The following is a 6,898-nucleotide window of genomic DNA, read 5'->3' as shown; positions in this document are numbered from 1 at the left end:
CAGTAGGCTCGGATTCCACCAGATCGCCCAAGGACCGGCGCGCCTGCGGAAAGTCTTCGGCGGCCACGTGAAGCTCGGCCAGAAGCATGCGTGTTTCGGGATGGTCGGGCTGCAGCCGTGTCAGGGCGCCGAACCGCTTGATCCGCTGTTGCGGCGTCTCATCGGGTTCGATCGCGGCAAAGGCCGCCGCGAGATCGGGATGCGGCTGCGCTTCCCACGCCTTGCGGAGCACGCGGCTGGCCTGACGCTTCTTGCCCTGATCCAGATAGGCATGCGCGGCCATGACCGCGGCGGGGATGAGGTCCGGCGACAGGCGGTTCGCCTCGATGGCCGATTCCTGCGCTTCCTGCGTGCGCCCGGCGGCGATGTCTTCCTTTGCCTCGGACAGCGCCAGTACGGCATCGCGGCGTTTGTGCAGATCGCGGGGGATCTGGCCATGTTTCAGCTTGGTGCTCAGCGTGTTGCGTGCGCCGCTCCAGTCTTCGCGATTGGCCTGAAGCTTCAGCAGGGTATCGCCGGTTTCGGCGTGCTTCGGCTTTAGCGCAAAGGCTTTCTGCGCAAGCTGATAGGCGGTCTCGGTATCGCCCTCGGCCAGCTTCTGCCGCATGATGCCGCGCACGCCGACAAATCGGGTACGCTCGTTTTCAATGAGCTTGCGATAGCTTTCTTCTGCCTTGCGGCGGTCTCCGGCCATTTCGGCGGCCTGTGCCGTCAGCAGGTTCGTGACCTCCGGACGGTTGAGATACCGATCCGCCTTCGCGGCCTTGTTCATGGCCACGCGCCCTTCGCCGCTCGCTAGAGCCATCAAGCCATCGGACAGGGCTTCCAGCCCCTTCTTTTCACGGTTCCGGTCGAAATGGCGCGATATGGCGGTTTCGTCCCCGTTCAGGAACTTCCATGTCGCCACGAGCAAACCGAGGATCTTGAACAGGAGCCAGACGGCAAGCACCAGCAACAGCACTGCGATGACCGATTGCAGCGGCCCGAAGTTGTATTCCGTTCCCATGACGGTGACCTGCAATCCGCCCTGACTGTCGAGCAGATAGGCGGCGCCATAGGCAAGTGCTGCGACGATGATAACGAACAGGACAATCTTGATCAGCGACCAAATCATAATTCGGAATTCCTCAGTTAGCCGTCAGGCGTTGCGCCAGTTCTTCGGTCGCGGCTTCGGCGGACTGCCGGGCCCGGGCGTCCTGCAACCATTCCTGCATCGCGGCCTGTGCCGGTTCAGGCAGGGTTTCGATCTCTGCCAGTGCATCGGTCAGGCGACCGTCACGCACCGCGGCCTCCGCGCGGGACAAAACGGCATCCGGGTCGGTCCCGTCACGCGGGGCGACGGAACGCGCGCCCAGCTGCCGGCGCAGAAAGCCCGCAACGCCCGTCTCGGACGTATCCCCGCCCGCCACGCGGGCGGCACTCAGCGCACTGCGGGCCGCATCGGGAAAGCGATCCTGAAGGTTGGCGAGCGTGGCGACACCGTTCTCGGCCGATTGCCGCAGCGCCTCGGGGATGTCTGAAACACCGGCGGCCTCCAGTTCCTGAACCGCCGTCGCGAAGGGCTTTCCGTTGGCCACGGCGGTCGAAATACGGGTCAGCGCGGCCTGTACAGCAGCATCGCGGGCCGCGTCGGCGGTGGCCTCTTCGACACTGCGCGCGTTTTCGAGCAAGGTCTGGATTTCAGCGCGCTGGCTTTCGATGGTCTCGCGCAGGCGCGACCGTTCGGCTTCGATCGATTGCCGCAGTTCGGACTGCTCCGCGCCCAGATCCTCGCGAAGTTGCGCGATTTCTGAATCGTACACTGCAGTTATGTCTTCCGGCGTCGTGGTTTCCGCCGGGCGCGCTTCCAGCGCCTCGATCCGTGCGGATAATTCGTTCATGGATTGCGTCAGCGTTTCGATCTGGGCCTCAAGGGGGGCAAGATCCACGGCTTCGCCAGTGACCACCGGCGCCTCGGGGGCCGGGGCGTTTTCGAGCGCGGCGATACGTTCCTGCTGCTGGGCCACCGCTTCGCGCCAGTCCCCATCCTCTACCGGCGCGCTACGGCGTTCCAGCAGATCAAGCTCGGACGCGGCGAAGCCCAACCCGCCCGCCACGAGACCGCCAAGCACGAGCGGCCAGAATACACTGCGCCGCCTGTCAGGTTCGCCCTGCGAAGTAGCGGCGGGTGGTGTCGTTTTGCTTTGCGACGGGGCTGTTTTTTCCGGGGCCGACGACGAAGCGGGGGATTGTGCAGCGCTTTCGGACGTCTTGGCAGTGGCGCTTGCCGCGCTTCCTGCTTTCTGCGATCCGGCCTTGCTGGCCTCCGATTTCGTGGCATCGCCCGACGCGCCGGGTGCTGTCTTTGCCGTGTCATTCCCGCTGGCAGGCTTGCTCACCGTGCTGGCGTAGGCGTCGGCGGGTTTGGCGGTATCGCCTTTGTCCGACGCACCCGACGCGGGCTTGTCATCCTTGGCATCCTTCCCCGATGCGACAGTGGCGGCGGCACTTTTCGTCTCGGCGGGTTTGTCCTGCTTGCCGGTATCAGCCGCGCTTTTCGCGGGCTTGGCATCACTCGCCTTGTCATCCGACTTAGCCATGGGGGTGGAGGACTTGGCAGGCTGGGAACCCGACTTCGCCGCGGGCTTTGTTGCGTCAGCCGTCGCGGAACCGGATTTCGCGCTTTCGGATTTGCCTTCGGGGGTCGGTGTGGCGGCGGACTTGTCTGCCGTGGACTTGCCGGTCGACGCCGTGGAATCCGGCTTCGCGCCCTCCGCAGCCCCGGAAACCTTGGCCTTGTCCTGCGTCTCCTTCGCGTCGGATTTCGCAGCCTGCGTTGCCTTGCTTGACGCTGCTACCGGTTTCTTAGCTTTCGCCACTCTTTCCACCTCTCCGATTCTGACAATTCCGCCAGTTAGACTGACCAACCTTATCCGGCAAGGTGGCCTCCCTCAAGCGAAGGTGGCGCGGCGTAGAAGCTTTTCAATATCTTCCGTCATTTGTCCTGCATTGGGATGGGCGCAAATGTGCAGCTCCGCAAAGCTGCCGGAGCGCAGGGCCGCAGCCACCGCAGGGCTGAGCGCGACGACCTCGATCCGGTCCTGAAACGGTACCTCCTCTACGAAGATCTCTGCCGTGCGGGGTGAAAAGACAGGCGCGATGATCCGGCTTGCCGCAGCCAGTTCGGCGCGGCTTTCCGGCGTCAGGCCGCGGCGCCGCTGATCGTAGAGAATACAGGTTTCCACCGTCATCCCGGCGGCGCTCAACCGCTCCGCGATGTTTCCACGCCTGTGTTTTCCGGCGAAATGGATGACACGACCGGCGGGCGGCGTCTTCGACAGGGCGGCTAACAGTTCATCCGCCGTGGCGGCCACTGCCGGCGTATCCCACCCCCGCTCCGTAGCTTGCGCCGCCGTCCGGGGGCCCACGCAAAACGCGGGCCTGCCGTCGCCGTCCGGAGCGAGTGCAACCCCATTGCGCGAGGTAAAGATCGCCCCGTCACAAGGCCCATAATCAGGCACGGGCGTGACGGGCGCGATCTGCAGAAGCGGCGCCATGACGACACGTAAGCCGGGCAGCAGATCGGGCGCCAGCCCGACCGCGAAGCCTTCGCTGTCGTCCTGCGGGCGGGTCAGCAGCAGAAGTGGCACGGTCATGGCGGCCCTTGTTGTTCGCTCCGTCATGGGGTGATACCTGCTGAACAACCGTCATTCAACGAAAGCCGCCTTCTTGTCCTCCGCGCTGACCATCCTCGGCCTTGAAAGCAGTTGCGATGATACTGCCGCAGCTGTTGTCCAGCGCACGGCGGATGGCAGCCTGCGCATCCTGTCCTCTGTCGTGGTGGGCCAGAACGACCTGCATGCGGCCTTTGGGGGCGTCGTGCCCGAAATCGCCGCCCGCGCCCATGCCGAAAAGCTCGACCTCTGCGTGGAAAAGGCGCTGGACGATGCAGGCCTTTCCCTTGCCGGGGTGGACGGTATCGCCGTGACCGCCGGGCCGGGGCTGATCGGGGGCGTGGTTTCCGGGGTGATGTGCGCCAAGGGGCTTGCCGCGGCGACGGGCAAACCGCTCATCGGGGTCAACCATCTGGCCGGGCATGCGTTATCGCCGCTGCTGTCGGAATCGATAGCCTTCCCCTATCTCCTGCTGCTGGTGTCCGGGGGGCATTGCCTCTTCATACGCGTTTGCGGCCCGGATCGCTTCGAAAGACTGGGCGGCACGATCGACGACGCGCCGGGCGAAGCCTTCGACAAGATCGCTCGGCTGATCGGCCTGCCCCAGCCCGGCGGTCCTTCGGTCGAACGGGCGGCGAAAGACGGGAACGCGGCCCGGTTCCGGTTCCCCCGTCCCCTGCTGGACCGGGAGGGATGCGATATGTCCTTTTCCGGCCTCAAGACCGCCGTGCTGCGCACCCGGGATGCCATCGTCGCCGAAAAAGGCGGGCTGACCCGTCAGGATCAGGCCGATATCGCGGCTGGGTTTCAGGCAGCGGTGAGCGAGGTATTGGCCGAAAAGACACGCCGCGCCGTGTCAGAAGGTGGCGAAGCGAGCACCCGCCTCTGCGTTGCGGGTGGCGTCGCGGCCAACCAGACGATCCGCGAACAGCTTGAAGGCGTTGCCAAAGCGGCGGGGGCCGAGTTCACCGCCCCGCCCCTGCATCTGTGTACCGATAACGCCGCGATGATCGCCTTTGCGGCCCTGCTGAACTGGAAGGAAGACAGGTTCGACGACATGACGCTTTCTGCCCGGCCCCGCTGGCCGCTCGATTCGAACGCGCAGCCCATGCTGGGCAGCGGCAAGAAGGGTGCCAAGGCATGAGCGTCGCTGTCTACGGGGCTGGAGCCTTTGGAACCGCGCTGGCGATTTCCCTTGGTCAGGCCGGTCCGGTCACACTCATGGCGCGTGACCTGCGTGACATGGCAGAGGCCCGCGAAAACACGGCCCGCCTGCCCGGCTGCCCCTTTCCCGACAACCTGCACCTCGCCAAAGGAGGCCCCGACGCCGCAGAGGCGGAAACGATCCTGCTTGCGGTGCCGATGCAAAAGCTGCGCGCGGTGGTCGCCCCCTTTGCCGCAGCGCTAAAGGGCCGGAACCTCGTGGCCTGCTGCAAGGGCATCGAGCTTGATAGCGGGCTCGGCCCCGTATCCGTCCTGCGCGAAGCGGTGCCGGATTCGATGCCCGCCATCCTGACCGGCCCCAGCTTTGCCGCGGATATCGCGCGGGGGCTGCCCACGGCGCTGACCCTCGCCTGTGCCGATGCGGAGGCGGGAAAGGCCCTGCAGCAGCGGCTCACCACCGGAAACCTGCGCCTTTACCGGACGTCGGACACCACGGGCGCGGAACTGGGCGGGGCGCTGAAGAACGTGGTCGCGATTGCCTGCGGCGCGGCGATGGGGGCCGGGCTGGGTGAAAGCGCACGCGCGGCGCTGATGACACGCGGTTTCGCCGAAATGCAGCGCCTCGCGGCTTGGCGGGGGGCCGATCCCGTGACCCTCGCCGGTCTGTCGGGATTCGGGGACCTTACGCTTACCTGCACCTCGGAGCAGTCACGCAACTACCGTCTGGGACAATCCATCGGGGCGGGCACGCCATTCGATGCCTCCACCACGGTGGAGGGTGCAGCCACCGCGCGCGCCGTGCACCGCATCGCGCAGGAAGCCGCGCTCGATATGCCGATCACCCGAACCGTCGCCGCCCTGCTGGATGAGGAACTGGACGTTCGCAGCGCAATGGCGCAACTTTTGACCCGACCCTTGAAGGAGGAATGACATGCTCGTCGCCCTGATCGCCCATGACAAGAAGGACGCGCAGAACATCCGCGCGGACAACCGCCCCGCCCATCTCGACTATCTGAACGCCAGCGATTGCATTTTTCAGGCAGGCCCCCTGCTGACGCCCGAAGGCGGCATGGCCGGATCGCTCATCGTGCTGGATGTGCCCGATCTGCAGGCGGCGCAGGACTGGGCCGATGCCGACCCCTACGCCAAGGCGGGCCTGTTCGAGAACGTCGAACTGATCGAATGGAAGAAAGTGATCGGCTGATGGCACATTGGCTCTTCAAGTCCGAGCCTTCCACATGGAGCTGGGACGATCAGGTCGCCCAGGGCGACGCGGGGGAGGAATGGGACGGCGTGCGCAACTATCAGGCACGCAATTTCATGCGGGACATGAAGAAAGGCGACACGGGCTTTTTCTATCACTCCCAGTCCGAGAAAGCGGTCGTCGGGATCGTGGAAGTCATCGCCGAAGCCCACCCCGACAGCACGACCGACGATGAGCGCTGGGAATGCGTCGATATCCGCGCGCTGCGCCCCCTCGCCCGGCCGGTCACGCTGGCGGACGCCAAGGCCCGGCCCGATCTGTCCGAGATGGCCCTGCTGCGCAATTCCCGCCTCTCCGTTCAACCGGTCACTGAGGAAGAATGGCGCATCGTCTGCGATATGGGCGGCGTCGAGCCGTGACCCGGGTAGCGACGGGCCACCTTTCACCGGCGGCCCGCCGGAAATTCAGTTATAGACGCTTTCCTTGCCGAAATGCTTGGTCAGCAGGTAATAGACAACCGCGCGGTACTTGTTCCGCTCTGACCGGCCATAGGTCGTCAGCGCCTTTTGGATACCGCCCATCAGTTCATCGCTGTCCGGCAGGCCCAGCTTTTTCATCAGGAAGTTTTCCTTGATGGTGTTCAGTTCGCTCGTCTGGCTGGCCGCCACGGTCTGGGCGTCTGCGTTGTAAATCGACGGTCCGCAGCCGATCGTGACCTTCGTCAACAGATCCATGTCCGGCTCCACGCCGCATTTGTTCCTCAGATCGTCCGCGTATTTCGCGATCCATTCATCCCGTTTGCCCATGTGCGTCTCCAATCCTTGGTATCCGATCACCAAGACGTGATCCTCAGGGCAACCTAAGCGCAGAAGCGAAT

The 6,898-nt window shown here is 64.9% G+C and carries 8 protein-coding genes; 4 read left to right on the top strand and 4 right to left on the bottom strand.

Going from position 1 to position 6,898, the window contains the following annotated elements; all coding sequences use genetic code 11:
* From A3764_RS21845 to A3764_RS21835, 3 genes are all read right to left on the bottom strand, one after another.
* On the bottom strand, positions 1–1,114 hold a 1,114-nt coding region (locus A3764_RS21845), incomplete at its 3' end, for a heme biosynthesis protein HemY (protein ID WP_067952103.1).
* Positions 1,115–1,127: 13 nt separating this feature from the next.
* Positions 1,128–2,858, bottom strand: a complete 1,731-nt coding sequence (locus tag A3764_RS21840; protein WP_236628295.1) for a COG4223 family protein — start codon at positions 2,856–2,858, stop codon at positions 1,128–1,130.
* A gap of 72 nt (positions 2,859–2,930) precedes the next feature.
* On the bottom strand, positions 2,931–3,635 hold the full coding sequence (locus A3764_RS21835; protein ID WP_067919080.1) for a uroporphyrinogen-III synthase: 705 nt from the start codon (positions 3,633–3,635) through the stop codon (positions 2,931–2,933).
* A gap of 73 nt (positions 3,636–3,708) precedes the next feature.
* Here A3764_RS21835 and tsaD point away from each other — a divergent pair, with 73 nt between their 5' ends.
* The 4 genes from tsaD to A3764_RS21815 are packed head-to-tail and all read left to right on the top strand — an operon-like array spanning position 3,709 to position 6,440.
* Entirely contained in the window at positions 3,709–4,797 is a 1,089-nt protein-coding gene (tsaD, locus tag A3764_RS21830; RefSeq protein ID WP_067919078.1) for a tRNA (adenosine(37)-N6)-threonylcarbamoyltransferase complex transferase subunit TsaD, read from the top strand.
* Positions 4,794–5,747 (top strand): NAD(P)H-dependent glycerol-3-phosphate dehydrogenase, encoded by a 954-nt coding sequence (locus A3764_RS21825; protein ID WP_067919076.1) that lies wholly within the window; start codon positions 4,794–4,796, stop codon positions 5,745–5,747. The genes tsaD and A3764_RS21825 overlap by 4 nt, the downstream gene beginning before the upstream one ends.
* A gap of 1 nt (position 5,748) precedes the next feature.
* Positions 5,749–6,021 (top strand): YciI family protein, encoded by a 273-nt coding sequence (locus A3764_RS21820; protein ID WP_067919074.1) that lies wholly within the window; start codon positions 5,749–5,751, stop codon positions 6,019–6,021.
* Positions 6,021–6,440: an EVE domain-containing protein gene (locus A3764_RS21815; protein ID WP_067919072.1), complete on the top strand. Its 420-nt coding sequence runs from the start codon at positions 6,021–6,023 to the stop codon at positions 6,438–6,440. The genes A3764_RS21820 and A3764_RS21815 overlap by 1 nt, the downstream gene beginning before the upstream one ends.
* Positions 6,441–6,485: 45 nt before the next feature.
* On the opposite strand, the gene A3764_RS21810 is transcribed toward A3764_RS21815, so the two are convergent.
* The gene (locus A3764_RS21810; protein WP_067919069.1) at positions 6,486–6,827 is read right to left on the bottom strand and encodes a DUF2853 family protein; all 342 of its coding nucleotides are present in this window, start codon (positions 6,825–6,827) and stop codon (positions 6,486–6,488) included.
* Between the last annotated feature and the right edge of the window lie 71 nt (positions 6,828–6,898).

This window comes from Sulfitobacter sp. HI0129 (assembly GCF_001635395.1).
GTDB lineage: Bacteria > Pseudomonadota > Alphaproteobacteria > Rhodobacterales > Rhodobacteraceae > Sulfitobacter.
Note: the sequence above shows the minus strand (reverse complement) of the source record. Positions and strands in the feature narration are given on the sequence as shown.

What these genes read in the sequence shown, in the direction of transcription:
- A3764_RS21810 (WP_067919069.1), bottom strand. Translation starts at nt 6,827, where the DNA reads ATGGGCAAACGGGATGAATGGATCGCGAAATACGCGGACGATCTGAGG.
- A3764_RS21825 (WP_067919076.1), top strand. Translation starts at nt 4,794, where the DNA reads ATGAGCGTCGCTGTCTACGGGGCTGGAGCCTTTGGAACCGCGCTGGCG.
- A3764_RS21835 (WP_067919080.1), bottom strand. Translation starts at nt 3,635, where the DNA reads ATGACCGTGCCACTTCTGCTGCTGACCCGCCCGCAGGACGACAGCGAA.
- A3764_RS21820 (WP_067919074.1), top strand. Translation starts at nt 5,749, where the DNA reads ATGCTCGTCGCCCTGATCGCCCATGACAAGAAGGACGCGCAGAACATC.
- A3764_RS21815 (WP_067919072.1), top strand. Translation starts at nt 6,021, where the DNA reads ATGGCACATTGGCTCTTCAAGTCCGAGCCTTCCACATGGAGCTGGGAC.